Consider the following 25,186-nt stretch of genomic DNA (forward strand, 5'->3'; position numbering starts at 1 on the left):
TATGAAGAATCCAATCAGGGGCCTGAGGTTCTCGCTTCTTGACTTTCAATCGGCCCGGGCTGGCCTTGGCATGAAGCTTGCCATGGCTGCCATCGCCATCATTCCCGTCATCTACGGCGCACTGTACCTGATGGCCTTCTATGATCCCTACGGCAGCCTCGACACACTGCCCGTCGCCGTCGTGAACGAGGATGTCGGGGCGACCCTTCGAGACGGGAGTGCTGTCCGGGCGGGGGATGACCTCGTGGGTCGCCTCAGGGAATCGAACTCGCTCAAGTATAGCTTCGTCAGCGAGGACACGGCCCAGAGGGGCATAGAGGACGGCAGCTACTATCTCAAGGTCGTCATCCCAAAGGACTTCTCAAAGGACATCGCCTCGGCAGAGGGAAATGACCCCACTCAGGCCAAGCTCGTGTTCGTGGCCAACGAGTCAACCAACTACCTCTCGTCGATACTGGGAAAGTCGGTCTTTCGTGAAGTGACGGCACAGACCAACTATGCCGTGGGAGACAACTACTACGTACAGCTCTTCGATAAGGTCGACCAGTCAGGCCGCGACATCAAGCGCGCCGCTGACGGTGCCTTTGACCTCGAGGATGGGCTCGGCAGGGTCTCTGAGGGTGCAGACCAGCTATCCAATGGCGCCAAGAAGGCACAGAAGGGCTCGACGACACTTTCCGATGGCATCTCGAGTGCAGCGGACGGATCCCAGACGATCACGAACAAGCTGCAGTCGGCAAAGCAGGGATCGGACAAGCTGTCCGACGGTCTCGACAACGCACGCTCCGGCTCGAGCACGCTCACTGGTGGCCTTGCCCAAGCACAGTCAGGTGCCATGACGCTCGGTGACGGTCTGGGTACGCTTGCCGATGGGCTGGAGGCGGGGGAGAGAGGCTCCAAGGAGCTTGCGGCTGGCTTGGGGAGGCTCCAGGATGGCTCCGGTCAGCTCGCACTGGGAGCGAGGAGCCTCGAGACAGCTCTGAGTGCCCAGGGCGCGAGTCTGAACAGGCTCAACACTGGTGCGGCCGACGTGTCCAGGGGTGTCGATGACCTCGTGGGGACCCTCAGTGGCTTTGGTGGCACGCTCGAGGGCCTCTCGCAACAGACGAAGGGTCTTCAGACCAAACTCGACGCGCTCGAGCAGTCCGCCTCTTCGCTCCAAGATGCCGGCACCAAACTCCAAAGCGATGCCTCTTCTGCCAAGAAAGACATTCAGAACGTGAGAGCCTCTCTCTCCGGTATGAGCGAGAAGCTTGGCTCCGTGGGACAGGATGTGGGCGCGGCATCCGCGAAGGCCACAAGTGCCGCGCAGGCTGCAGCTAGGGCGCAAGAGGAGCTGGAGGGGATCGAGCCGACAGCAAATGAGGACGGTAGCTACACGCTCACTGCGACACAGTACGCCACGTTCCGACAGGCGCAACGCGACGTGCGCGACGCCTCTGGAGAAGCCGCAGAATCGGCCCAGGACGCACGGTCAGCAGGCCAGTCGCTCAAAGGTGTGGGCAATGCCGTGGAGGGTCTTTCCGATCAGGGTCTCACGGACAGGCTCATGGCTGTGAGCGATGACCTCACGGCCATTCAGAAGGGCGCACCCGCACTCTTCAGCGGAGCGCAGTCGCTTCTGAGCGAGGCGAGCTCCACGATCTTGGGTGCCCGTACGCTCACTGGAAGACTCTCGAGTGATATGGGCAGGCTGGGTACGCTTCAAGGTGGTGCGAAGCAGGTCTCCGATGGCATCGATGCTCTTACAAAAGCCATGACCACCGACGCATACGATGTTGATGGCAAGGCACTCACGCTCCACGCGGGAGTGAGGCAGCTTGCCGATGGCAGCAGGCGCATGGACGAGAGCCTGCCTGCGTTGGTTGTGGGTGCCAACAAGCTCACCGTTGGCACAAGGCAGCTCGCCGAGGGTGCCAAGAGCGCGAGGGGCGGGTCTGACTCCCTCACGAGCGCGCTTGGCCTCCTCTCCAATGGCTCAAAGACGCTGAGTCTTGGATTGGGTAGCGCCGATGGGGGCTCTCACTCACTCTCGAGCGGACTTGGGCTTCTCGTCGATGGGTCTTCGACCTTGACCTCAGGTCTTTATGGAGCCAAGAGCGGCGCACTTTCCCTCGCGGATGGCCTTGGCACCCTTTCTGCGGGTGCGGGTGACCTGGCCTCAGCCGTCGACACCGCGCGTGACGGATCGGCGGTCCTCGCCGATGGCCTTGAGAAGGGCTACGAGAGCGCTACGGAGCAGACGCAAGGCGCCGACAGGCGGGCGTCCATGATGAGCCAGCCTGTCACCCTCGCGGATGACCCCTACACCACGGTCGCCAACTATGGCACCGGCTTTGCCCCCTACTTCATAGCGCTTGGTCTTTGGGTAGGTGCCCTCGTGATGACCTTCCTGCTCCGACCGCTCAACAAGCGTCTCATCTGCTCGGGGGCAAGCCCGGTGGTTGCGGCCTTCTCAGGGCTCGTTCCCTGGCTCATCATCGGAGCTCTGCAGTCGGTCATTTTGGGGCTGGTCGTGCAGTTCCCCCTGCGACTTGACATCATTCACGTCGCTGCCTACTATGCGCTGATCCTCCTTGCGAGCGTCGTGTTCTGTGCGATGATCCAGATGATTACGGCGGTTCTGGGATTTCCGGGCAAGTTCGTCGCCGTCATCCTCCTGATGCTGCAGCTCACGAGCGCGGCCGGCACCTTCCCGATCCAGACCGAGCCTGAGGTCTTCCAAGCCATTAGCCCCTATGTGCCAATGACCTATGTCGTTCACTCACTGAGGATCGCCATGAGGGGAACCGATCTCGGACTCGTTGGTCCTGACGTTGTGACTCTGGTACTATTTGCCGGGGTTTCGTTCATGATCACCTGCCTTGCCGCACGACGTCGGCGCCTGGTCACGATGAACGACCTCCATCCGTTGGTCGACCTGTAGGAGTGCGAAGATCATGGTGAGGTGATGGGCTATGGGCCCGTGCGAAGAGGACATGCTTTGTGACGAGAGGTGCTCAGATCTTGCCGATGGTATGCGCGTGGCCTCGCATGAGGTAGTGGGAGAGCGACTCGCTGGACATCATATGAGGGAAGGAGCTCGCGCGGCGTTCAAGACGAGGAAGAGTGCCAAGACACGTGGACGTATCATGGAGGCTGCCTCTAGGCTCATGGTCGAGCGCCATGGCATGCACTTCAACATGAGCGAGGTTTCCGAACGCTGTCGCATGTCAAAGGGTTCCCTCTACTATTACTTTCAGGACAAGGACGATCTGGTGGAGGCCATCTTCAGCAGGGAGGTCGAGGGCTTCGTCAACACCCTTGAGATGATGGTGACACGGGCGGCGTCCGCGCATGAGGCGATCCGTGCCCTCTGCTGCGAGTACGAACGGGCCATTGCAGAGAACGGGCCTCTGACCCTGGCCATGGCCCGTGAGCTCATTCATGTCCGCGATGGGACCATCAAGGAGATAGAGGCTCATTTCATGCGGGTCATTGCACTTATTGCCGCTCAGCTCGAGCGCGGCAAAGAGGAAGGGATCGTCCGGCGTGACGTGGACGCGCAACTTGCCGCCATGTCGCTCTGCGGTGCCTTGAGTTTTGCCGCGATGCGCTCATCACTCGCGGGTCCTGTGCGTGGAGAAGTCGAAGGTCTTGGCACGCGCATCTTCACCCAGCTCGCGCAGGGCATTGGTCCTAGCCAGGGAGGGTAACATGGCTGCATGAGACAGCGAGTCTAACCTGACCGCTCGGCAAGGAAGGACATGCCATGCCACACAGGAACTACCTCTTCACCTCGGAGTCAGTGACCGAGGGGCATCCCGACAAGATCTGTGACCAGGTTTCGGATGCAGTTCTCGACGCGATTCTCGAGAAGGAGGCCCGTCTTGAGAGAGAAGGTTATGTCTCACCAACGGGGGTGCCCGCACGGCTCAGTGACGTTCGCGTCGCCTGCGAGACCTTTGCCACGACGGGCACCATCGCCGTCATGGGGGAGATTCGCACCCAGGCCTACGTTGATGTGCAGGCCATCGTGCGAGAGACGCTGCGTGAGATAGGCTATGACCGCGCGAAGTATGGCTTTGACTGTGATACCTGCGGCGTCATCAACATGATCCATGGGCAATCGCCTGATATCGCCCAGGGCGTGGACGGCACCTTCGCCCGCGCGAACGACCATGATGAGGCGGAGCGGATCGGCGCAGGTGACCAGGGCATGATGTTCGGCTACGCCACAGACGAGACCGACGTCCTCATGCCCATGCCCATCCACCTTGCGCATGGCCTCGCACGCCAACTTGCCGAGGTCCGCCGCAACTCGACGCTTCCCTACCTGCGCCCCGACGGCAAGACTCAGGTCACAGTCAGATACGAGGATGACCGTCCCGTCGAGGTTAGCGCCATCGTCGTCTCGGCCCAGCACGACGAGAGGGTCGGGCAACTCCAGATCCACGAGGACGTTACCAGGAAGGTCATCGCCCCCGTTCTCGATGAGGCAAACATCGCCTGGAAGGACGCCACGATATACGTGAACCCCACGGGCCGTTTCGTCGTGGGCGGCCCGATGGGAGATACCGGCCTCACGGGCCGCAAGATCATCGTAGACAGCTATGGTGGCATGGGCCGGCACGGTGGGGGCGCCTTCTCGGGCAAGGACCCCACCAAGGTGGATCGCTCGGCTGCCTACGCCGCCCGTTGGGTCGCCAAGAACATCGTCGCCGCTGGTCTCGCTAGGAGGTGTGAGGTCCAGCTTGCCTATGCGATAGGTGTCGCTCGGCCCCTCTCCATCATGGTCGACAGCTTTGGGACGGGCGCGGTTGATGACTTCGCGCTTGATAGGGCCGTGGCCGAGGTCTTCGACCTCAGGCCAGGGGCCATCATCCGTGACCTTGACTTGCGCCGGCCCATCTTCAAAAAGACAGCTGCCTACGGGCACTTTGGCCGCGTCGATCCCGATTTTAGCTGGGAGGCAACCGACCGTGTGGACGAGCTGAGGGCCGCTGCCGGGGGTCGTGTGCGATAGGGCTCTACGGGAGCCCTGCGGGCGCGCGGGCGCGCCTCCCAAAGGATTTGACATGCCCTCACGGAGCTGCGACTGGTTGTGTCGTCTGCGCTTGCTAAGATTAAGGTGCCGTACCTGATACGATCGAAGTGAGGAGAGCAGCATGGCAAATCCGTTGAGTTCCGATCTTGACTCCCTGCGCAGGGTGATGGAGAAGCTTGCCACCCCAGGTCGCTATGCACAGACGTTCCACCTTGTGCCACCCGTTGGCTGGCTCAACGACCCCAATGGCCTCTGTCAGCTGAAAGATACCTATCATGCCTACTTTCAGTATTCGCCCTTCAACCCCGAGGGCGGCGTCAAGATGTGGGGACACTCAACGAGCCGGGACCTCGTGAGGTGGGACTACGCGGGCATCGCCCTCTATCCGGACCAACCCTTCGACGTAAGCGGCGTCTACTCAGGCTGCGCCTATGTGGAGGACGGCACCATGCACGTCTTCTACACGGGCAATGTGAAGCGTGAGGACAGCGATGGCTATGACTACGTGACGAGCGGCCGGGAGGCCAACACCATACATGTGACGAGCACGGACGGCAAGAACTTCAGCCGCAAGCGCCCCGTGATGACCAACGAGGATTATCCCTCAGATGACACGAGGCACGTCCGTGATCCCAAGGTGTTTCGCCAGGATGGTCGCTACCTCATGGTGCAGGGCGCTCGTCGCAAGGACGACCAGGGGGAGGTCCTCGTCTTTAACTCAGACAACCTCAAGGACTGGAAGCTCGCGAATCGCGTGAGCACCGACTATCCCTTTGGCTATATGTGGGAGTGCCCGGACTACTTCGAGCTTCCCGATACCGGCGAGCGGGCGATCAGCAGGAGGGTCAAGGTGCTGAGCGTCTCGCCCCAGGGACTGAGAGGGCAGGACTGGGATCGTCGCAACGTCTATCAGAGTGGCTACTTCGTACTGCGCGGCGACCTTCTGGGCGAGTCGTACCTGCTTCCCTTCGCGCTATGGGACGCCGGCTTCGACTTCTATGCACCGCAGACCTTCCAGACCAACGACGGTAGGCGCATACTCATAGGCTGGATGGGCATGCCCGACACGAAGGAGTACACCAACCTCACCCTGCGCGACGGCTGGCAGCACTGCTTCACGATTGCGCGCGCGGTCAGCGCCCATAATGGGCGCGTGCTCCAATGGCCCGTACAGGAGCTTGAGGGCTTCCGCACCAACGAGAGGTCCAAGGAAAACGAGCTTACTGCCGAGGGGACGAGGGCCTTTGACCTCATGGTCGAGGGGATAGCCGAGAGGGGCGACGTGCTTCGTGCGCGCATCGCAGAAGAGCTCTTGCTCACCTGGGGTGGTGGCATCTTCGAGCTGCGCTTCTGCGATGAGTCGATGGATTCGGTCGGCGCCGGGAGAAAGGTCCGCTACGAGAGGTTGGACGAGCTTCGCAACGTGCGAATCGTAGGTGATGTCTCCTCCATCGAGATCTTCGTGAATGATGGGGAGCTCACGTTCTCGACGCGCTACTATCCCAAGGAGTACGGCGTGCACGTCGAGAGTCCCGGCTCCAAGATCACGCTCTGGGACATCGACGTGGCTCATTCATAGCTGATGTAGAACCGTGATGGCGAGCGACTTGCCCATTGCCTGTTGTCCCGTCACGCCCCTGTACTCAGCCTGTATCTTACCAGTCTCTGCCAAGAGTCTCTAAGAGTCCCTCAAGAGAGAGGACATGTCCTTCGTGCGCTTCGCGTCCATCGTGCCTGACATAGCCACCCGTGCCATAGACCATGCCTTCGACTACCTCGTGCCCGAAAGGCTCGAGAGGAGCTGTACGGTCGGCGCGACGGTACTCGTGACGTTCTCGCACCGAGACGTCGTGGGCTATGTCATCGATCTGAAGGATGAACCTTCCCAAGGTCTTGCCCCCGAGAGGGTCCTTCCCGTGCGGCGCGTACTCGCAGAGTCTGCCTTCGACGAGCACTCGGCGTGCGTGGCCCAATGGATCTCGCGCGAGTATGCCTGCACGCTGCCCGATGCGATCCGTCCCTTTCTTGCGCCTGGTCAGACCATGAGGGTCAGGCGCAAGAAAGAGGGCGATCCCTGGCAGTTGGTGGTCGAGAGGAGCGGTCCTGTGGACGAGCGCTGGGTGACGCTCACGCCGGCTGCGAGGGACTTCAAGCCTCGTCCCCACGCGAGCAGGCAGCGCCTCGTCTTGGCCGCCCTCAGGGACGGGGCGCAGCGCATGGCAGAGCTTTCGGCGACGCTGCCCGGAAGCGCGGGCACGGTGAGCACGCTCGCAAAGAGGGGCGTCGTGCGCGTCGAGGCCAGACGTCGTGTGCGCGGCGGGGACGTAACGCGCCTCTCCTCCGCCAAGGCCAAGCGTCCCAGGCAGCTGACGGCGGATCAAGAGGGGGCCATCGAGGCCATACGCGCAGCGAGATGCCGGGGACACGGAGAGGTCGTGCTCGTGGATGGTGTCACAGGCTCGGGGAAGACGGAGGTCTACCTGAGCGCCATCGAGGAGTCACTCAGCGATGGGAAGGGCGCCATCGTACTCGTGCCCGAGATCTCGCTCACGGCCCAGACGGTCGGACGCTTTCGCTCACGCTTCGGTGACGACGTCGCCATCCTGCACTCCAGACTCTCGTCTGGCGAGCGCTTCGACCAGTGGGATCTGGTGCGAGAGGGCCACGCACGCGTTGTGGTGGGAGCCCGCTCGGCACTCTTTGCGCCCCTCTCCACGCTGGGCCTCATCATCATCGATGAGGAGCACGAGGGATCATACAAACAGGACTGCGCGCCGCGCTACCACGCCCGTGAGGTTGCCGCCCGCCTAGCCCAGGAGCGGGGGTGCGCGCTCGTGCTCGGTTCGGCGACGCCCTCTCTCGAGAGCCTTGAGCGCTGTGGTCAGGGCAGCTGGGGTGGATCCAACTGGGTGCATGTGTCGATGCCAAGGCGCGTGGGCACGGCACGGCTGCCCGAGATCCGCGTCGTGGACATGACCCGACAGTTCGCCGCAGGGGGTCGTTCTGTCTTCTCGCGCCCGCTTGCCGAGGCGCTCGAGGGGATGGCGGCGCGACAAGAGAAGGCCGTGCTCCTACTCAATCGGCGAGGTTTCGCGAACTTCCTGATGTGTCGTGAGTGCGGGGCCGTCCCGGAGTGCCCGCACTGCTCCTGCGCCCTCACCTACCACGAGAGGACGCACGCCCTCATGTGCCATAGCTGTGGCAGGAGCTGGCCCGTGCGCGCCTACCCGGACCCCGCGACTCGCTGCCCCAACTGCAAGAGCCGCTACATGGGTGCCTATGGGGTGGGCACCCAGCGCGTCGAGGACGAGCTCAAGGGGCTTCTGGGTGACTCTGCCGAGGTCATTCGCATGGACGCTGACTCCACCAAGGGGAAGGGCACCCACCAGAGGCTGCTCGAGCGCTTTGACGGCGCGAGTTGCGCCGTGTTGCTCGGCACGCAGATGATTGCAAAGGGTCTTGACTTTCCCGAGGTGACGCTCGTGGGGGTCATCAATGCCGACACGACGCTCAAATTGCCCGACTTCCGTGCGGCCGAGCGCACCTATGATCTCCTCGAGCAGGTGGCGGGACGCGCCGGCAGGGGAGAGCGCGCCGGTGAGGTCATCATCCAGACCTACTGGGCGGGGCATCCTGCCATCCAGGCCGTGCTTAAGCATGAGCGCGACGTCTTTTTGGGTCCGGAGCTCAGGGAGCGGAGGGAAGGTTCCTACCCACCCTTTGGCAGGCTCGCCAACATCACGCTCTGGGGGCTGAGCGCAGAGGCAGTCCGATGCGGCAGCAGTTCCGTTGCTGCCATCGTGCGCGAGAAGGTCGGGTCCTCACGTGGCTGGGAGGTCTTGGGGCCCGCCGATTGTCTCAAGGCCCGTGTCAAGGATCGGGTACGTAGGCATGTGATGGTGAAGGCCCCTGTCAACGCAAGCGTCGGAGAGCTACTCGCGCACTCGGTAAGGGAGGCCGCCATCCCTCGCGGCGTGAGCGTCGCCATCGATGTCGATGCCTACGACCTGATGTGAGCGTATGGGCACGCCTGATGACGCGGGCTCGAAGAGCGTTGCACACGTCATTGGCCGAAGCGGCCGCAGGGACTTGGGACCTCGGGTTGTCCTGTCAGCTCTGCCGCGTCTTACGAGAGGCGGATGCTTTCACCGGTAGGTTTTCTTGCAACGCGACTACCCCTTCTGCTCTACAAGGAACTCGCGCATGGACGGAAGCTCAAACCCCACAGACCTGCTGCCTCGCATACCGATGATACCGTGTTCAAGGAGTCGGTTTTTGTACTGGGTGGCGTATGAGTTCGTTTTACCCAGACGCCTTGCGATAGTGCTCAGCAGGCTGTCTCCTTCGTCCTGCAACATCGCTTGCAGGAAGCGTCTGTCCATGGGTGAGAGCTCCTGGTAGCTGGGGAGCAGGATCCGCGTCTTGAACTCCTCTGTCGCAAGACGGATTCCCCTGCGCGCCCGTGCGTCCTTGATGTCTTTGGAGGTCCCTCCCTCCTCCCACATGTTGAAGCCGACGAGCTGCATCATGAAGGGAAAGCCGCCGATGGCATGCACGGCCTCCTCGATGACACCGTCGCTGACCGAGCGACCCGACTGGGCGAAGGTATCGCGCAGCGCCCGCTCGATTTCGTGGTCAGCTATCCTGCCAAGGCGGATGGACTCCGCCCTGCGCAGGAACGAGACCGACTTGTCGTTCAGAAGCAGCGACACGTTATGGGGAAGTCCCGCCATGAGGAGCGCGACCCTGCGCTCCTCACGTACGAAGAGCTGGTAGGCAGAGGTAAGCTGGATGAGCTCGTCAAGGCGTGGCGTTATCTCATCGATGGTCATGAGCAAGCCCACGCCCTTCTCGGCAAGACGGTCAAGGAGGACGCTCATCCTCGTGCGCCAGCCGGGCGTGGTCGTCTCGCTGTGAGAGATGCCCACCGACATGGGGCCGATGCCCAAGCTCGAGATGCGTTTCGTCCGCAGCGTCATGTCGATGACGTGATCTGCTTGCCGGCAGGACTGCTCATACGCCTCCTCAAGCAGGCCAGGAAGGGAGACAAGGCTCACCGAGACCCAGCCTCGCTCTCGTGCCTGGGCTTCTGCGAATGTGAGGAGGGCGGTCTTTCCAGTTCCTCTGGCACCGGAGATGACAGATGTCAGGATGGGTCTGCGTGAGGCGGACGAGAAGGACCTGCCGAGTTCTTGGATGACCTGTGCACGTCCCGCCATGATGAGGGGAACCTCACCAAAGCTCGGCGTGAAGGGATTATCCCCGACATGTTCATAGGCCATGGACTCCGCCTCCTTGATCCCTTTTATACCTCTTGATTTCTTTTATACCCTGCGACAGTCTCGAGTGGACATGTGACAGGGGATCGATGGCACAAGGAGGTCGGGGTCTGCCGACGACCACGTGGGCAGGACGGCTGCTCATCGAAGCCTGCGGTGACTGAGCGACCCTCTGCGTACCCGTGCTCGAGAGAAGCCATGCCTTTCGCATGGACCTGCACCAATGCGAGGCCTCTCTCAGTCATGGGAGGGTAGAAATATGGGCGTGACAACGGCAAGGACACTCTGCGGGCGCACGGGCTAAGCCTCGCGCCCGGTATGATCGGAAGGTGACCCATGGCTGGTCTGAATGACATCGTCTGCGCTCCCGATGACAGGCTTCAGACGGAGTGCGAACCCATCGAGAAGGTCGGCTCGAAGGTCAAGGCACTCGCCAAGCGCATGCTCAAGGACATGTACGCTGCGGAGGGTTGTGGCTTGGCAGCGCCTCAGGTGGGGGAGCTCGTCCAGCTCATCGTCATAGACGTCGATTACTCCGGGGGGACCAAGAACCCCTACGTGCTCATCAACCCGAGGATCGTCACCGCTGATGGCCCCGAGCGCGAGACAAGCGAGGGTTGCCTGTCATTTCCGGGCATCAGTGTCAGCGTCAAGCGCCCGAGCCACGTGATCGTCGAGGCACGTGACCTCAAGGGGGAGCTCATGCGCTACGAGGCCCAAGACAACCTCCTCACCGTCTGCCTGCAGCACGAGATCGACCACATACACGGTATCACGATGATCGACCACCTCTCGCCCGCAAAGCGCGTCGCTGCGATGCGTGAGTACCAAGAAGCGTTGGCCGCAGGTGCCCGCCCCGGCGACACCAAGGTCACGAAGGAGGGATAGAGCTGCCATGCGCATCGTGTTCATGGGCACGCCCGACTTCGCCGTCCCCTCGTTTCAGGAGCTTGCTCGCACCCATGAGGTCTCCCTTGTCCTCACGAGGCCTGATGCGGTACGCGGCAGAGGCAGGCGGCTTGAGCCCTCGCCGGTCAAGGCTGAGGCGCGCCGTCTTGGTGTCCCCGTCATCGAGGCCACGCGCATATCGCGTGACGTTCTTGAGGCCGTTCGCGTCGCGTGTCCGGACGCCATCTGCGTGGTGGCGTTTGGCGCCATCCTGCCCGACGAGCTCCTTGCCCTGCCTCCGCTCGGCTGTCTGAACGTCCATGGGTCCCTTCTGCCTCGCTGGCGTGGGGCAGCCCCCATACAGCGCGCCATTCTCGCGGGTGACGCACGCGTGGGCGTCTCCATCATGCGCATAGTCCACGAGCTCGACGCGGGCGCCTATTGCGCCCAGGCCTCGGTCGAGCTGGGGGAGAGAGGCTGCGCCGAGCTCATGGGCGAGCTTGCCCGCCTCGGCGCCCGCGAGCTTGCGGACACCCTAAGGAAGCTCGAGGGTGGCGATGACCTGCGTTGGGTCGAGCAGGACGAGGCCAAGGCCAGCTATGCAACCAAGATCGACAAGTCCGAGATGCTCCTTGCGCCTGACGAGGGCGCGCTCGCCAACAGGCGTCGGGTCCAGGCGTCCCTTGACGCCGCGCCCGCTCGCTGCAGGGTGGGCGAGCGCGGCGTGAGAGTGCTCGACGCCCGCGTGAGCGACGAGGATGTGAGAGCGGGCATCGTACAGTCTGCTAAAGGGCACGTGCTTTTGGGCTGTGCCGAGGGTTCCCTTGAGCTCCTGTCAGTGAAGCCCGATGGCAAGCGCCAGATGAAGGCAGCTGCCTGGGCATCCGGACTCAGGGGCGAGCTTAGCTGGGACGCCGGCTAGCATGGCCGCACCGGCTCCTGCACGTCTAGCCGCGCTTGAGCTCCTCAGAAGGCAGCGCACGAGAGGGGCGCGAATGCGCGAGCTGGCACGCTCGTCTGCCTGCCTCGATGCGTTGGATGTGCGCAACCGTGCCTTTGCCATGCGTCTTGCGATGGGTGTCACCGCCGCACGCGGCACCCTCGACGACATACTGGACGCCCACCTCCGCCCTGGCCTTCACCTGGAGCCTCGCCTGCGCGATGCCCTGAGGCTCTCGACCTTCGAGCTGCTCTACCTCAGCACCCCTGCCGCAGTGGCCGTGAGCCAGGGCGTTGAACTGGCCCGCCGCGTAAGCGCTCGCAGTATAAAGCTTGCGAATGCTGTGCTCAGACGCGTGGCAGCCGATGACGTACTGCGTCTTGAGGCTGCGCGTGCACGTGTGGGTGGAGGTGGCCACGCTGTCTGTGACCTTGCTTTGGTGGGCGCCCTGCCACTCTGGCTGGTACGAGAGCTCGTGGCCTCGCGCGGGACTGGCTTCTCCCGAGACCTCGTGCTCTCGCTCGCCGATCCAGCACCGGTGTGCGTTGCCGTGAACACACGTCTGCGCCCTCGCGAACAGATGCTGCGCGTCCTTGCAGACGCGGGCCTCTCACCCCACGAACTTGGGGTCGCAGGCGCCGTCAGGCTCGACGAGCCTCAGGGGCTTGCGTCATCAGGTCTCGTGCAGCGCGTCGAGGTAATCCCCGCCGACCTCTCCGCCCAGCTGGTCTCGCTCGTCGCTCTTCCCGACCCAGGCGGCACGGTTCTTGAGCTGGGGCAGGGAAGGGCGACGAAGACCCTGCTTCTGTCCCTTGCGCTGCGCGAGAGGTGCCAGTCGTCACAGCTCATATCGGTTGAACTCAACGAGCGTAAGGTGGCTGCGGCAAAACGGCGCCTCGAGGTCTCTGGGTTTGGCGCAGGTTGCAGGTGCGTCTGCTTCGATGGCCGCGAGCTGGACTCGACCGGCCTCCCGGAGGCGCTCGACCAGTGCTTCCAGACCGTTCTTGTCGACGCACCCTGCTCGGGGGTGGGCACCCTGCGCCGCCACCCCGAGATTGCCTGGAACCTCGATCCCACGTGTATCCGGCCCTCGGTTGACGGGTCGCTCCCTGCGCTGCAGCTCTCCCTCCTAGTGGCGGCCGCCTCGCGTGTCAGTCGGAGAGGCTCGCTCGTCTACAGTACCTGCTCCCCACTTCGCCAGGAAGACGAGGACGTCGTCGAGGCGTTTCTTGCATCCGATACGGGACAGGCCTTCAGCTTGGCGCCAGCGCTTGGGGCCTTTGGGCTTGCCTCGGCCGATGATGTCACACGCGAGTTCGCGAGCCGTGCCGCGCAGGAGGACGGATCCCTTTGCTTTGGGCAGACGCTCGGAGGCGGCGACGCGCACTTCTGTGCCCGCCTCATACGTGAGACGGTGCCATGAGAGGGTTACGGAGATGTCGTGAGAGGGCTACGCAATCGGGGTGATTACGGAAAGTTACAGAAAAAACGCATTCTGCGATCCTCAGAACCGTCAAACTGTGGGTTTTGATGATGGGGTGAGGGAGAGTGCGTCTTTCCGTGAGCCGCCGGGTACAGAATGCGCTTTTCCGTGAGGCCAGACTCCGAACCGAGATCTGCGGACCCTGACACCACCCGCCCCGCAGGCTGGCGGGGGGTTGCCCCACACTTCCCGGGCGCCGCAGCGTGACGGAAAGGCGCAGTCTGTGCGATCTGGAAATCGCAGAGTGCGCCTTTCCGTGAGTCGATCAGGACAGAATGCGCTTTTCCGTCACGACGCGACCGCAGAATGCGTCTTTCCGTGAGGCCCAACGTACAGAATGCGCTTTTCCGTAGAATGCACCTTTCCTTACCTGCGCAAACGTGACGCCACCTCACGGAAAAGCGCAGTCTGTGCCCACCGTCTCACGGAAAAGCGCAGTCTGTACCGAATCCCTCACGGAAAGGCGCACTTTGCCCAACCGGTGGGCTGCGGGATGCGCTTTTCCGTGAGAGTGACACCCCCAGAGTGCGTCTTTCCGTCGTACCGCGACCGCAGAATGCGTCTTTCCGTGAGGTCAGACTCCGAACCGAGACCTGCGGACCCTGGCACAACCCGCCCCGCAGGCTGGCGGGGGGTTGCTCGAGCGCATTTGCCCAGTTGAGGCATTCTCCATAGTGCCCCGCAGCCTGGCGGGGGGGTTGCCCCACACCTCCCGGGCGCCGCGACGTAACGGAAAAGCGCAGTCTGCGGGTGAGGTCTCACGGAAAGGCGCAGTCTGTGCCGACTCCCTCACGGAAAGGCGCACTTTGTCCAACCGGCGGGCTGCAGGATGCGTCTTTCCGTGAGGCCCAACGTACAGAATGCGCTTTTCCGTAGAATGCACCTTTCCTTACCTGCGCAAACGTGACGCCACCTCACGGAAAAGCGCACTCTGGCCCCGGTGCCTCACGGAAAAGCGCATTCTACGGGCGAGGTCTCACGGAAAAGCGTACTTTGATCTGCTCGTTCACAGCGCTCCTCACCAAAAGGCGCACGTTCCTCACCAAAAGGCGCACGTTATGGAACTCTTCATGAGTCCACCTTGTGTAGCTTAGGGCTCAGTCCTTCTTGGCCTCTTTCGGGGTCTCCTTCTTGGCCTCCTTGACCGTTTCCTTGCTTCCCTTCCTGTCCCCGCGCTCGTCGGTGTTGTAGAAGCCCGAACCGGTAAAGACGATACCAGAGGGATTGAAGACGCGCCCAGCCTCGCCTCCGCAGTTGGGGCAGCTGGCCGTGGGGTGCAGTCCCATGGGGCGCTCCAGTTCGAACTCGTTTCCGCACGTGTCGCACCTGTAGTCGTAAAGAGCCATGAATCCTCCGTCCATACCCAGCTGAGCCGCTGGCGGCCGCTGTGTTCCTGTGTCTCACGATTGCCTGTTGTACCCGGCTTTGGTATCGTGCAGCCTGGTGCATACCCGCCTCATCGGTGCTACCATAAACACGTCAAAATGGAGGCATGTGAGCAAGGAGGGGGTATGTCCGTCAAGGGGGCCATATTCGACCTGGACGGAACCATCGTGGACTCGATGTCCATGTGGCATGACGTGACGGTACGCCTGCTCGAGGAGCAGGGCGTCAACAATCCCGAGGAGGTCTTCAGAGAGACGGAGCCAGAGCCACTCAGCGTGATGTGTCGGCTGCTTCACGAGCGCTATGGCGCCCCCGATGGGAGTGAGACCCTGCGCCTGAGGTTTCTTGCCCTGGTGCGTGATGCGTACTCCCACAGCGTCGACATCTATCCCGGTTGTAGGGAGTTCCTGCGGGAGCTAGTGGATGCAGGCGTGAAGCTCTGCGTGGCCTCCTCCACGAGCGAGCCTGAGGTGCGCTGTGCCCTTGAGGCACAGGGGGTTGAGGATCTCTTTGACTTCGTGCTGAGCGCAGATGAGCTGGGAGTTAGCAAGGAGAGGCCCGACGTCTACCTCGAGGCGCTCCGACGCCTGGGCACACCCATGGAGGCGACCTGGGTGTTCGAGGACTCACCCTTTGGTCTGCGCTCCGCCCATCGCGCGGGCTTTCCCACGGTATGCATCTTCAACGGCCATGATGGCAGAGACGAAGCCCTCTGCAGGGCGGAGTCCGACATCTTCTCGCATGACTACATCGAGCTCTCCCTAGCACTCCTCAAAGACTTCGCTGCAGCCCCCAAGCTGACAAAAGGCGAGCTGAGGGCGCTTGTCGTCGATGGGTCACCCCAGGTGAGCTCTGCGGCCCTCGTCTCCTCCCTTGCCCAGGAGTCAGACTATGTGATCGCCGCTGACAGGGGTGCAGAGGCGCTTCACGAGGTGGATATCGTACCAGACGTCTTCTGTGGTGACTTTGATTCCGTGAGTGAGGAGACGCGCGTTTGGGCCGAGGCGAGTGCTCCCGTACGGATCGCGTTTCCCTCGCAGAAGTACGCGACGGACTTGTCGAGCGCCATCGAGTGTGCCCGACACGAGGCGGCGCGCAGGGGCGAGCACCTGCACCTGAGCGTGACCTGTGCGACGGGCGGCAGGCCAGACCACTCCTTGGCCGTGCTCGGGCTTCTCGCCGCCCATGCGGATGCGTGCCCGCGTCTCGTGGAAGATGGCTTCGAATGCCGTATGCTCTCGCCTGAGGGTACCTCCAGGTGGACACTCGGCCCACATGCCGTCGGAAGCACCATCAGCGTCATCGCGCTCGCACCTGGGAGTTGCGTCTCGGAGCAAGGCCTCAGGTGGGAGCTTGACCACAGGAAGCTCCCACTACTTGGCGACGAAGGCGTCTCGAACATCGTCGTATCCGCAGACGCCGTAATCGAATGCCATGCGGGCATTGCCGCCGTGTTTATCATCGGGTCGCCCCAAGCTGAGCTTGAACGCTAAGCTGAGCCTGAACGCTAGGAAGCAACTCGGAAGCCACAGGACAGATCAACATGACCATACGCTCCCGAGACCCCCCTCCTAGACGTTTCGGAAAGCCCAAAAGTCTCGTTGTGTGATCGACCGGTATGGCCAGAGACCACTAGGCCTGAGCGGCGCTGCGGGCGATGTTGCCCTTCTTGAGGCAGCGCGTGCAGACGTTCCTCTTCACGCTGCGTCCATTCTCGTACACGGTGACGCGCTGGATGTTAGGTTTGAACGTGCGGTTGACGGTGCGATGAGAGTGACTCACTGAGCGACCGGCGACGGGATGCTTGCCGCAGATATCACAGACCTTCGACATGGTAGAACCTCCAAAGAGCAGCGCGCGAAACAGGGACGGCGCCATATTTCCAAAGCCGTGCAAATATAGCACAGGGACTGGGTCTATCAAGGTCTGGACCTCCGCTTTTGTGGCGGTTTTATAGTGGCCGAGTTGCGCCCCGCGCTTTCGCGGCTGTGCCTGTGGCAAGAAGCCATGGGGCTATCCCAAAAAAGTGACCTCGCCGCTTATCCGTCCCGCTTGACAAAGCTGCGCATTATCACGACACAACGATGACAAACTGCGCTAATATAAACAGGCGTTTAAGCTCCGGTCCGATGCGGCCGAGCGAAAGGAGGGACTATGGCTCAGGGTATTTCTGGAAGCCTCAAGGTGTCTAACGATTGCATCGCCGACCTTGCGGGCTACGCCGCTCTTGAGTGCTATGGAGTGATCGGCATGGCGGTAACAGACCAGCAGGAGGGCGTGGTGCACCTGCTACCCACATATAGGCTTAGGAGAGGCGTTGGCGTCTCGACAGAGGACGGGGTGGTGATGATCGACCTGCACGTGATCGTCGAGCAGGGCGTCAACATGTCATCCGTCTGCAGCAACCTCTCGAGTGCTGTGAAGTTTCTGCTCAAGAGGATCGCTGAGCTCGATAACGTAGCCGTGCGCGTACACATCGAGGGCATGCGCGCCTCAAAGTAACGTTTCATCCGCCCACCAAAGAGGAACCGAGGTTCTCGAGACTATGATTGCCGACATCGTTCGCAGCTGCTTCCCCGTGGCGGCCAAGGTCGTTGCTGACAAGGCAGACGAGATCAACAAACTCAACGTCTTTCCCGTTCCCGATGGAGACACAGGCACCAACATGTCCCTTACCTTGGGTACGGTGGTCAAGGAGATAGAGGCGCTTCCTGAGGGCGCCTCCATGGGCGACATCGCGAAGGCAATCACCCATGGCTCGCTCATGGGCGCGCGCGGCAACTCTGGTGTCATCACAAGCCAGATACTGCGCGGCGTTGCTGAGGGGCTCACGAACGCCAGGGGCGTGCGCGTCACTACGTCCGACATCGCCTTCGCGCTCAGAAACGGTGTCAAGGTCGCCTTCAAGGCCGTCCGCAAGCCTGTCGAGGGCACCATCCTCACAGTGCTCAGGGATGTCTCGACAAAGGCGGACCAACTTGAGAAGGCTAAGGCCACGCCGCGAGAGACCCTCGATGCCATCGTGATCGAGGCCTACGAGTCGGTTGCGCGTACGCCCGAGCTGCTTCCCGTTCTCAAGGAGAACGGCGTCGTGGACTCCGGTGCCTTTGGACTGGCGACCTTCATCGAGGGCTTCGTGAACGCGTGCGAGGGCAAGGCGGGCGAGGTGAGCGACTTCAAGACGACCGTCGCGACCGGTGATGACGCAAAAGCGCATGTGGCCAATGTCGTCGATATCGAGATAAATGACAATTGGGAGGGTTCCGAATACCGTTACTGCACGGAGTTCCTCTTTCATGCTGACAGTGCACAGTTCGACGAGGACGCCTGTCTCAAGTACTTCTCGACTATGGGCGACTGTGAGCTTCTGGTGGGTTCCAATCCAGACTATAAGTGCCACGTACACACCAACAGACCCGACAGGGTGCTGCGCCACATGCTGCATCGCGGCCAGGTCTTCAACGTCTTCGTGCACAACATGGACCTCGAGGCGCAGGAGCGCACCGAGTCTATCCGCGAGGACAAGGATGCTGCCAAGGCGACGTCAGCCCCTACCGCCCCCACGAAGAAGCTCGGCTTTGTGGCGGTCGCCGCCGGGTCGGGGCAGGCAGACATTCTCAGGTCGCTCGGCGTGGACGTCATTGTCTCGGGTGGCCAGACCATGAACCCTTCGACGGCAGACATTCTTTCGGCCATCGAGGAGGCGGGTGCCGAGAACGTCATCGTGCTTCCCGATAACAGCAACATTCGCATGGCTGCCGAGGCGGCCGTTGCCGCCTGCGAGGACGTACGGGCGGCGATCGTTCCCACCAAGACCGTGCTACAGGCCTTCTCGGCCATGTTCGCGGCCGATACTGAGGCAGATCTCGAGGCTAACGTAGATGCCATGACGGAAGCCATCTCGGAAATCCGCGACGGAGAGGTCACGACTGCCGTGCGCGACTCAGTAGCAGTCGATGGCACGCCCATCCATGCCGGTGACGTGATGGGCATCATGGGCGGGGCCATCAGAGTCGTGGGATCTGACGTCGAGCAGGTCACCCTCGATGTCATAGCACGGATGCAGGATGAGGGGGAGGGAGATACCCTCACCATTCTTGCTGGCGCAGACATGGATGATAGGAGCTTCCGACACCTGCTCGATGCCATCGGAAGGACCCAGCCCGACCTCGAGCTTGACCCCCATCGTGGGGAACAGCCTCTCTACCCGGTCATTTTCTCCATTGAGTAAAGGGTAGGCGAGGTGCCGGCGCTATCAGGCTTGTCCGTAGCTGAGGTAGGGGGACGACTTGATCGGACCTGCCGGGAGGACACGGACGTCGAGCAGCTCAGGTACGTCTTTGGACAGAGGCGGGATGCGCTCGTGCGAATGGGCGTGCACACGGTACGTGACCTCTTCCTCCACGTACCCTATCGCTATCTTGACTTCTCTCATGTCACTGATATCGCCCACGCGGATGTGGGCAGCGATGCGACCATCATCGCGACAGTGGATGAGGTGACGACAAAGTACCCACGTCCGCGGCTGCATGTTACCGAGATCTCTGTGCTTGACCAGACAGGTGTTCTTCAGGTCTCGCTTTTCCAGAGACCTTGGATCGTTGAGCAGCTCAAGCCGGGTGACGTGCTTGCGCTCTCAGGGAAGATCAGCTTTGCCTTTGGTTTCAAACAGATGCGCTCCCCCTTTATGGAGAAGCTTGATGGTAGCGAGGATCCCTCGACGTTTGCGCGCATCCTGCCCGTGCATCCTGCCGGTGAGGGCGCATCTCCCGCCTGGATGCGCCGGATCGTTGCCGCAGCCCTTGCCGACGGGGGGGACGTAGCCGACTTTCTGCCTGCTCGCATCGTAGGCACCCACAAGCTCATGACCTTAGGCAGAGCGCTCAGGGAGGTGCACTTCCCACGGTCTTTCAAAACTAAGGAGGCCGCGAGGCGCAGGCTTGCCTTCGACGAGCTCATCTGCCTGCAGCTTGCCCTCCGCACCAGGCAAAGCATCGAGCAGCGCGGCATAACGCCCACCACCCACGTCATCTCGGGGCCGAGGATGAGGGCCCTCCTTGCTGCCCTCCCGTTCTCGCTGAGTCCCGAGCAACGTCAGGCCGCAAACGAGGTGCTCGCCGACATGGCGTCGAGACGCGTCATGAACCGGCTCCTTCTTGGTGACGTCGGCTGTGGCAAGACGGCCGTCGCCGCCGTCGCGCTCGCCGCCGTCTGCGATACGAGAAGCCAGGCCGCTATGATGGCACCGACCTCGGTGTTGGCACACCAGTATGCCGAGAGGCTTGGGCCACTGCTCGACGCTGCGCAGGTCAGCTGGGCGCTCCTCACGGGCTCCACCTCCCAGACGGAGCGGGTGCGTGCACGTGAGGGCGTGGCCAAAGGAGAGATCTGCGTCATCTTCGGGACGACGGCGCTCCTGTCGGGCTCGCTTGAGTTCAGGCATCTCAGCCTCATTGTGATAGACGAGCAGCATCGCTTTGGGGTCGACCAGAGGGCGTCGCTCAGACGCAAGGGGGCGGGCGCGGATCTCCTCGCCATGACGGCGACGCCCATACCGAGGACGCTCGCCCTCTCGTTCTACGGAGACCTCGACTGTTCCCGCATCACGAGGCGTCCGAAGCCCGGCGCAGGGATCGAGACGAGCTGCATCTCGCCTGAGAACCTTGACCTCGCCTGGGGGGCCATCCGCGAGGCCTCCGAGATGGGACGGCAGGCCTACGTCATCTGCCCCCTCGTGGATGACGCAGATGACGGGAGTGATCTTGATGACGTCCCGGACCAGTCGCTCTCCGCCGCTAAGCAGCTGCACTCCGCGACCTCCACCGCGCGCGAGCTCTCACATACGCTGAGGGGACTCTCCATAGGCCTTCTGCATGGGCGCTTGTCTTCTGCCGACAAGGATGCGGTCATGGATGACTTTCGTCAGGGCAAGCTCGACGTCCTCGTCTCGACAACGGTCGTTGAGGTGGGCGTTGACGTCCCCAATGCCACGGTGATGCTTGTTTTGGATGCGGATCGCTTTGGCCTCGCGACTCTGCACCAGCTTCGCGGGCGTGTGGGGCGCGGAGACGTCAAGGGCACCGCCTTTCTCTGTTGTGCCGCCAAGAAGGGTACACCCGCTCGTAGGCGCCTCTCTGCGCTTGAGGAGACGTCCGACGGCCTTGCGCTGGCGGAGCGGGACCTCAGCCTGCGTCATGAGGGTGAGCTCCTTGGATACAGACAGTCGGGTGGGATCACGCTCAAGATTGCCGACCTTGCCGCAGACGGGGACCTGGTCCGGCTTGCGCATGCCGACGCGCGTGAGATCTCGGCCCAGGACCCGAGGCTTTCCGAGGACGACCACATCCCGTTGGCCCTCGAGGTCAAAGGGCGCTTTGGCGGCTACTTTGACGAGCTGGAACGTGCATGAGTCGGATGAGAATAGTGGGTGGCATGTGGCGTGGGCGTACCATCGCGTCCCTGCCGGGCGCGCGTACCCGTCCCACGACTGACCGAACGCGCGAGTCGCTCGCTTCGATGGTACTCTCATCCTTTGGCCTTGACCTCTCGGAGGTGTGGGTTCTTGACGCCTTCGCCGGCTCTGGCGCGCTTGGCCTCGAGTTCCTCTCTCGTGGCGCTAAGGGCTGCACCTTCGTGGAAAGGAACAGGAGGGCAGCGCAGCTTGTAAGGGACAACTGCAGGACGCTTGGCGCGGACCCGGCCAGCGCGCGGGTGGTCGAGTCCGACATCTATAGGTTCGTCCGCAACGCTGCGCTACCCGGCGCTCCGTTCTCTCTCATCCTGCTCGACCCTCCGTACGCGATGGCGGGTGAGAGTGTCTTGTCACTCGTCGGACTACTTCGTGTCTCAGGTCAGCTCAGCGACGCCGCGAGGGTACTATACGAGCATGGAAGGGAGCATGCTGGCCTCGCGCTTGGCGGGGCGCAGCTCGTGGGGAAGAGGGAGCACGGCATCAGCGTCGTGGAGCTGTGGGAGATGGGGAGTACAGATGAGTGACACGATAATCCGGCATGTGGTGGTGCCTGGCACCTTCGATCCCGTGACCCTAGGACACCTCGATGTCATCGCCCGAACGCGCAGGATGTTCTCCCAGGTGACGATAGGGGTTGCGGCGTCGCTCACCAAGAATGGCTCGGGGCCGCACTTCTCTCTCGAGGAGCGCACCCAGATGCTGCGCGAGTCCATTGTCGAGCTGAGGATCGATAAGGGGGTGGAGATTCGTCCCTTCTCGGGGCTTTTGATGGACCTCTGCCGCACGATTGGGGCAGACGGCGTGGTCAAGGGCTTGCGCGCGATGACCGACTTCGAGTACGAACTGCAGCAGGCAGATCTCAACTACCGTCTTGCACCTGAGGTCGAGTCGATCTTCGTTATGGGCAGTCCGAGGCATGGCTACATCTCGTCCTCAATCGTAAGGGAGCTCGCACTCATGGGCGGGGATGTCTCGTTTTTGGTTCCTGCCTGCGTCAAGAGAAGGCTCGACACCCTCAATGAGGCGTGAGCCGAGCACATCCGTGATGCCCCCTCCGTCGCCCTCTTGGTCAGCTTGTCGAGGGGTCGGTGGTTCTCCCGCTACCCCAGCGGTCTTTTGCTATCATCTAGCTCGTGGTGTGTTGTAGCGTCCGCGCGACGCGCGGAGAAAACTCGGCGAGCTTGTGATGAGGGACTTTTTTTCCAACAGGTATGTGAGGATGCTTGGCGCCTATGTCGGTATCGGCGTCGCGGCTGTGATCGCCTACTCGCCGGGGTTGATGGCGCTCTCGCCCATGGACCCCAGCATCCTCAGGGCGGGCGCCTCCTTGATAGCTGGCGTCCTCATGTGTGCGGGGCTGGGTGTCTCGACCCATATGGCAATGAGGGACGAGCGTCGCTATGTGCCCTTGGGTACCGGCGCGCAGAGCGTCGATCCCCAGGTCGTCACCCGTGCCTTGGAGGCGAACGAGGCGGATGAGGTACTCGGGGCGCTCGCGCGGCGAGGGGTGGGTGCGCTCCGTGATGGCGCGAAGAAGGTAGAGACGCTCCGCACGTTGGTCTTTGCGCGCTTCTCACAGGGAAGCATGACCAGCGAGCGGTTCATGTCCGCCGTCCAACTCTCGGCAGACACGGTCGCTCGCAACTGCGCGGTGTTAGCAAACCTTATGACAGGCTTCGACTCGAGGGACTACCTGCAGCTCCGAGCTCTCATGCAGGGCGGCGCGTACAGACACGATGACATACCTGATGACATTCAACTGAAGAAGTTTGACCTCTACCAGGAGCAGTTGAGCACGATGGGTGGCATCGCCACGGCAAACGAGAGGCTCCTCCTCGAGATGGACCGCTTTTCCACGACGCTGGCCACGCTCGACGTCGCGGGTGAGGGTAAGAAGGAGCAAGCCCTGCTCGATGAGATGCGCCAGCTCACGGAGCAAACAAAGTACTATCAGTAGGGAGAGCGGCTGGGCCGCATGGGAGGGAGAGAGATGGATACAAAGAACAAGATCCTGATGGGAGCGGGTGCCTTTGTCGTTCTCTGCATCGTGGTGTTTGGGGGGCTCTACCTGACACGCAACTTCGGTAAGAGCGACAAGCAGGTGAGCAGCGAGACCGCCTTGGCCACCATAGACAGGCTCTACGACAAGGTTAAGCCTTCGGTTGCCCCACCCATCAAGTCATCCATCGAGTACAGCGACAGCAAGTCGGCCGCAGATGAGCTTCCCGACATTGACTCGTCCTACCCCACCGTCGTTCGCGCGGGCACAGATCTGAGCGTGGAGCTGTGGTCATCTGGAGAGAAGGCGGGTACGGGTACGGATGGGTGGCTCACCGAGATGGCACGTCGCTTTAATGCGGCAGGCGTCAGCGTGAACGGAAAGACGGCTTCCGTCACGCTCAGGAGCATCCCATCGGGCACCTCGGTTGACTACATAGCCAGCGGCAAGAGGGTGCCCGATGGTTATACGCCCTCCAATGCGCTCTGGGTGAGCATGCTCAACGCCAAGGGCGTGCAGACCACGACAGTCACCGAGCGGCTGGCGGGCAACGTCGCGGGCGTCGTGATCAAAAATGACAAGTATGACGAGTTGGTACAGAAGTACGGCAGCATCGACATGAAGGCGGTAACGCAGGCGGTGTCCGATGGCGCGCTGCAGTTTGGCTACACCAACCCGTTCACCTCGGCGACCGGTCTCAACTTCCTCATATCGACGCTCGTGCGCTACGACACGTCAAACCCCCTCTCTGACGTTGCGACGGAGGGCTTCAGGTCCTTCCAGCGAAACGTGCCCTTCGTCTCCCTCACAACCCAGCAGATGCATGACGCGGCGCAAAGAGACACGCTCGACGGCTTTGTGACGGAGTACCAGGTGTACCATAACGACCAGCAGCTCCAGGGCGCCTACAAGTTCGCGGCCTTCGGTTATCGCCATGACAACCCCCTCGTCGCAGTCAGTGGGGCAAGCGATGACGCGAAGGCGGTGCTTGACGCGTTCGCGCAGTACTGTGCGAAAGACTCCTCCCAGCAGCTTGCCAGCGAGGACGGCTTCAACGGCTTAGACGACTACGTCAGTGAGAGCGCCGCCTTAGACGGACAGACCATCATCCATGCCCAGGAGCTCTACAAGAAGAACAAAGACAGCGGCAATCCCGTCGTCGCGGTGTTCGTTGCCGACGTCTCGGGTTCGATGGGAGGAGAGCCCATCAACGCGCTCAAGTCATCGCTCATCAACAGCATGTCCTACATCGGTACGGAGAACTACATAGGCCTCGTGTCCTATTCCGATGACGTGACCATCAACGTCCCGATCGAGCGCTTCGACATGGACCAGCAGAGGCTCTTCAAGGGTGGTGTCGAGAGCCTGAGCGCAGGGGGTTCCACGGCCACCTTCGATGGGGTGATCGTTGCCATGAAGATGGTGCAGGACAAGCTCAAAGAAATACCGAACGCTCGTCCGATGATCTTCGTGCTCTCGGACGGCGACACGAACCGAGGCCATGACCTCAACGACATCCGCAGCCCCATCGAGGCCCTCGACGTCCCCATCTATACGATTGGCTACAATGCCAACATCAGTGCCCTCAAGCAGATAAGTAGCGTGAGTGAGGCAGCGACGATAGACGCCTCGACGGACGACGTGACGTATCAGCTCAGGCAGCTCTTCAACGCGAGCATGTAGCTCGTTTCGCGAACACGCTGCGCGAGGCGG

The 25,186-nt window shown here is 62.0% G+C and carries 19 protein-coding genes; 16 read left to right on the forward strand and 3 right to left on the reverse strand.

Features of this window, described 5'->3' with window-relative positions; translation table 11 throughout:
• Position 1 precedes the first annotated feature (1 nt).
• From ADJ70_RS05340 to priA, 5 genes are all read left to right on the forward strand, one after another.
• Positions 2-2,926: a YhgE/Pip domain-containing protein gene (locus tag ADJ70_RS05340; RefSeq protein WP_050344143.1), complete on the forward strand. Its 2,925-nt coding sequence runs from the start codon at positions 2-4 to the stop codon at positions 2,924-2,926.
• Between the two features lie 31 nt (positions 2,927-2,957).
• Complete coding sequence (locus ADJ70_RS05345; protein ID WP_050344144.1) at positions 2,958-3,695, forward strand: TetR/AcrR family transcriptional regulator; 738 nt, start codon at positions 2,958-2,960, stop codon at positions 3,693-3,695.
• A 56-nt stretch (positions 3,696-3,751) separates the two neighbouring features.
• Entirely contained in the window at positions 3,752-5,005 is a 1,254-nt protein-coding gene (gene metK, locus ADJ70_RS05350; RefSeq protein WP_050344146.1) for a methionine adenosyltransferase, read from the forward strand.
• 142 nt (positions 5,006-5,147) lie between these two features.
• Positions 5,148-6,605: a glycoside hydrolase family 32 protein gene (locus ADJ70_RS05355; protein ID WP_050344148.1), complete on the forward strand. Its 1,458-nt coding sequence runs from the start codon at positions 5,148-5,150 to the stop codon at positions 6,603-6,605.
• Between the two features lie 124 nt (positions 6,606-6,729).
• A complete protein-coding gene (gene priA / locus ADJ70_RS05360; RefSeq protein ID WP_050344150.1) occupies positions 6,730-9,042 on the forward strand; it encodes a primosomal protein N' in 2,313 nt (770 codons plus the stop codon).
• 156 nt (positions 9,043-9,198) lie between these two features.
• Here the strand turns inward: priA and ADJ70_RS05365 are convergent, their stop codons facing one another.
• A complete protein-coding gene (locus ADJ70_RS05365) occupies positions 9,199-10,308 on the reverse strand; it encodes an ATP-binding protein (RefSeq protein WP_050344152.1) in 1,110 nt (369 codons plus the stop codon).
• 333 nt (positions 10,309-10,641) lie between these two features.
• On the opposite strand from ADJ70_RS05365, the gene def reads away from it, so the two are divergent.
• The 3 genes from def to ADJ70_RS05380 all read left to right on the forward strand — a co-directional run bounded on the left by def (position 10,642) and on the right by ADJ70_RS05380 (position 13,556).
• The gene (def, locus tag ADJ70_RS05370) at positions 10,642-11,193 is read left to right on the forward strand and encodes a peptide deformylase (RefSeq protein ID WP_050344155.1); all 552 of its coding nucleotides are present in this window, start codon (positions 10,642-10,644) and stop codon (positions 11,191-11,193) included.
• A gap of 7 nt (positions 11,194-11,200) precedes the next feature.
• Positions 11,201-12,115 (forward strand): methionyl-tRNA formyltransferase, encoded by a 915-nt coding sequence (fmt, locus tag ADJ70_RS05375; protein ID WP_050344157.1) that lies wholly within the window; start codon positions 11,201-11,203, stop codon positions 12,113-12,115.
• A 73-nt stretch (positions 12,116-12,188) separates the two neighbouring features.
• Positions 12,189-13,556, forward strand: a complete 1,368-nt coding sequence (locus ADJ70_RS05380) for an RsmB/NOP family class I SAM-dependent RNA methyltransferase (RefSeq protein WP_050344158.1) — start codon at positions 12,189-12,191, stop codon at positions 13,554-13,556.
• A gap of 1,157 nt (positions 13,557-14,713) precedes the next feature.
• On the opposite strand, the gene ADJ70_RS05385 is transcribed toward ADJ70_RS05380, so the two are convergent.
• Positions 14,714-14,962, reverse strand: coding sequence for an FmdB family zinc ribbon protein (locus ADJ70_RS05385; protein WP_050344159.1), 249 nt, complete (start codon positions 14,960-14,962; stop codon positions 14,714-14,716).
• A gap of 165 nt (positions 14,963-15,127) precedes the next feature.
• Between ADJ70_RS05385 and ADJ70_RS05390 the strand changes: the two genes are divergently transcribed.
• Entirely contained in the window at positions 15,128-16,495 is a 1,368-nt protein-coding gene (locus tag ADJ70_RS05390) for a thiamine diphosphokinase (RefSeq protein ID WP_050344161.1), read from the forward strand.
• Between the two features lie 139 nt (positions 16,496-16,634).
• Here ADJ70_RS05390 and rpmB read toward each other — a convergent pair whose 3' ends face one another.
• Positions 16,635-16,835 (reverse strand): 50S ribosomal protein L28, encoded by a 201-nt coding sequence (rpmB, locus tag ADJ70_RS05395; RefSeq protein WP_050344164.1) that lies wholly within the window; start codon positions 16,833-16,835, stop codon positions 16,635-16,637.
• Between the two features lie 321 nt (positions 16,836-17,156).
• Between rpmB and ADJ70_RS05400 the strand changes: the two genes are divergently transcribed.
• The 7 genes from ADJ70_RS05400 to ADJ70_RS05430 all read left to right on the forward strand — a co-directional run bounded on the left by ADJ70_RS05400 (position 17,157) and on the right by ADJ70_RS05430 (position 25,156).
• Positions 17,157-17,504, forward strand: coding sequence for an Asp23/Gls24 family envelope stress response protein (locus ADJ70_RS05400; protein WP_050344166.1), 348 nt, complete (start codon positions 17,157-17,159; stop codon positions 17,502-17,504).
• Positions 17,505-17,547: 43 nt separating this feature from the next.
• Complete coding sequence (locus tag ADJ70_RS05405) at positions 17,548-19,233, forward strand: DAK2 domain-containing protein (protein WP_050344168.1); 1,686 nt, start codon at positions 17,548-17,550, stop codon at positions 19,231-19,233.
• A gap of 12 nt (positions 19,234-19,245) precedes the next feature.
• Positions 19,246-21,411: an ATP-dependent DNA helicase RecG gene (locus tag ADJ70_RS05410; protein ID WP_050344170.1), complete on the forward strand. Its 2,166-nt coding sequence runs from the start codon at positions 19,246-19,248 to the stop codon at positions 21,409-21,411.
• The gene (rsmD, locus tag ADJ70_RS05415) at positions 21,408-21,998 is read left to right on the forward strand and encodes a 16S rRNA (guanine(966)-N(2))-methyltransferase RsmD (RefSeq protein ID WP_050344172.1); all 591 of its coding nucleotides are present in this window, start codon (positions 21,408-21,410) and stop codon (positions 21,996-21,998) included. The genes ADJ70_RS05410 and rsmD overlap by 4 nt, the downstream gene beginning before the upstream one ends.
• Positions 21,991-22,503, forward strand: coding sequence for a pantetheine-phosphate adenylyltransferase (coaD, locus tag ADJ70_RS05420; RefSeq protein ID WP_050344175.1), 513 nt, complete (start codon positions 21,991-21,993; stop codon positions 22,501-22,503). The genes rsmD and coaD overlap by 8 nt, the downstream gene beginning before the upstream one ends.
• 157 nt (positions 22,504-22,660) lie before the next feature.
• Entirely contained in the window at positions 22,661-23,431 is a 771-nt protein-coding gene (locus ADJ70_RS05425) for a hypothetical protein (RefSeq protein WP_050344177.1), read from the forward strand.
• 33 nt (positions 23,432-23,464) lie between these two features.
• Positions 23,465-25,156, forward strand: coding sequence for a VWA domain-containing protein (locus ADJ70_RS05430; RefSeq protein WP_050344180.1), 1,692 nt, complete (start codon positions 23,465-23,467; stop codon positions 25,154-25,156).
• Positions 25,157-25,186 lie beyond the last annotated feature (30 nt).

This window comes from Olsenella sp. oral taxon 807 (assembly GCF_001189515.2).
In the GTDB taxonomy this organism is placed as follows: domain Bacteria; phylum Actinomycetota; class Coriobacteriia; order Coriobacteriales; family Atopobiaceae; genus Olsenella_F.